Origin of the sequence: Luteolibacter arcticus (assembly GCF_025950235.1) — a bacterium.
GTDB classification, from domain to species: Bacteria; Verrucomicrobiota; Verrucomicrobiia; order Verrucomicrobiales; family Akkermansiaceae; genus Haloferula; species Haloferula arctica.
Map to the genome: position 1 here is coordinate 1 of NZ_JAPDDT010000037.1, position 1,800 is coordinate 1,800.

General features: G+C 61.1%; 1 protein-coding gene. It reads right to left on the bottom strand.

Going from position 1 to position 1,800, the window contains the following annotated elements:
* Positions 1-161 precede the first annotated feature (161 nt).
* A complete protein-coding gene (locus OKA05_RS29235) occupies positions 162-911 on the bottom strand; it encodes a TolB family protein (protein WP_264490771.1) in 750 nt (249 codons plus the stop codon).
* Between the last annotated feature and the right edge of the window lie 889 nt (positions 912-1,800).

The following is a 1,800-nucleotide window of genomic DNA, read 5'->3' on the forward strand; positions in this document are numbered from 1 at the left end:
CCCCGACCTTCCGCCCGCGATCTCCTCCGCGCCTCCGCGGTTCGTTCTCTTCTGCCTTCGGCTGTTCCACTGATCACTGATCACTGATCACTGATCACTGATCACTGATCACCGATCACCGATCACTTCCTCTTCCCTCTGCGACCTTCGCGTCTTAGCGGTTACCTCTCTTCCGCCTCTCCCGCCCCCTCCAAATACAGCTCTTCAAATCCCTCCATCTCCTCCCCCACCGGCCCCACCTCCTTCCCATCCGCCTGGAAGAGCCAGTACCAATCATACGACCCACCGCCCAGGAAGTACCGGCGCTGCATCACCAGCAAGTGATCGCGATACTTACCTGCGTGAATCACCCTGAGCGTATTGCCCGCCATCAGAAAGCGGTCCTTGCGATTCGTCGTGTCCACCACCCGCACCGCGCCCGATGTCGCCCACGCCGGCGTCATGTAATACACCAGCCGCCCATCCGCCGAGAATTGCGCGCCATGGAAAGTCGCCACCACATCCTTCACCTCCTCCGCATCGCGCGGTGACACCAGCAGCGTCGGCTCCTTCCCATCCGCCCGGACCTGCCACAGCTCCGCCGCATCCTCCTCCCCGCTACCCGTCGAAATCTTCCTCCCCGGCACCGCCCGCACAAACACCACCCACTCCCCATCCGGCGACAACACCGGCGCCGCATCCCGCCCCGAAGTCGTCAGCTCCCTCACCACCCCCGCCGCCGTCCGCAGCACGATCTTCCCGTCCTTCACCTCCACCTTCACCGCCGCCACCGCCACGGCCTCCACCTTCGCCTTCCCCGCCGGCCCCGCCTCATTCGCATCCGCCTCCGCACGAGCCACCGTCGCCAGCCCTCCCGACAAAGCCATCACCCCCACCACCGCAAACCCGCTCGTCACCATCGTCCTCATCATGCCCCGCATCATGACTCCGCATACGTCACAAGCCGAGCCCAACCTTGCGACGAAAAGAACGACCAACGGACCGACCAACGCGCCCCACACGACCCACAACCATCCCAGCGCCCCGCCCCATCACCGCGGCGCAGCCGCCCTCGGACTGCTGCGGTCATCCGCAGCTTTCGAGTGCAGGGTAGAGACGGCTTGTTCAGGTGGATTGAACCGACCCTCCACGATCGCCGCGATCGCCCAAGAGTGAACCTCCCTCCCACTCATCCCAATCTCCCAATCTGTGTTCATCTGCGTCATCTGTGGTTGAATCTTCTCCCCCTTCCACAACTACGCCCCGATCCAACCGCAGATGAACGGGATGCACGTAGATCAAGAAGAGCAATTGGGATTGGACCCGGCCCATCCATCCTAAACATCCCAGCCTCCAGCCTTGGTTCCCCATCCTCTTAATCTGCGTTCATCTGCGTCATCTGCGGTTGATCGCTTCCGGTCTTCGGCCACGTCCAAGCCGCTGGAATATCCAACCGCAGATTACGCAGATTGACGCAGATGGAAGACAGGATGGTGGTGCTGATTCCGAGCGCCCAGCATTCGACCGAGCCTCCCCATCCCATCATCCCATCATCCCATCATCCCATCATCCCATCCATCCTAGTCCTTCTCTCACAGACGATGAACCCGAGTAGTCGATCATGTCCGTCGCGAATCCCAAGTTCATCGGCGCATACCGCGGAATCCCGCTCGCGGCGATCGGCAGGAATTTGAAAGGATACGCGAACACCTCCGTCGAGACCGGGCTCGGGATCTTCTCATTCAGAGGCTGTCTGAAAAATCATCTCCCCGCGGATTTTAATCTGTACTAGTTAGGTCAGGTATTGGAGAAGCTCGGGAT

What these genes read in the sequence shown, in the direction of transcription:
- OKA05_RS29235 (WP_264490771.1), bottom strand. Translation starts at nt 911, where the DNA reads ATGATGAGGACGATGGTGACGAGCGGGTTTGCGGTGGTGGGGGTGATG.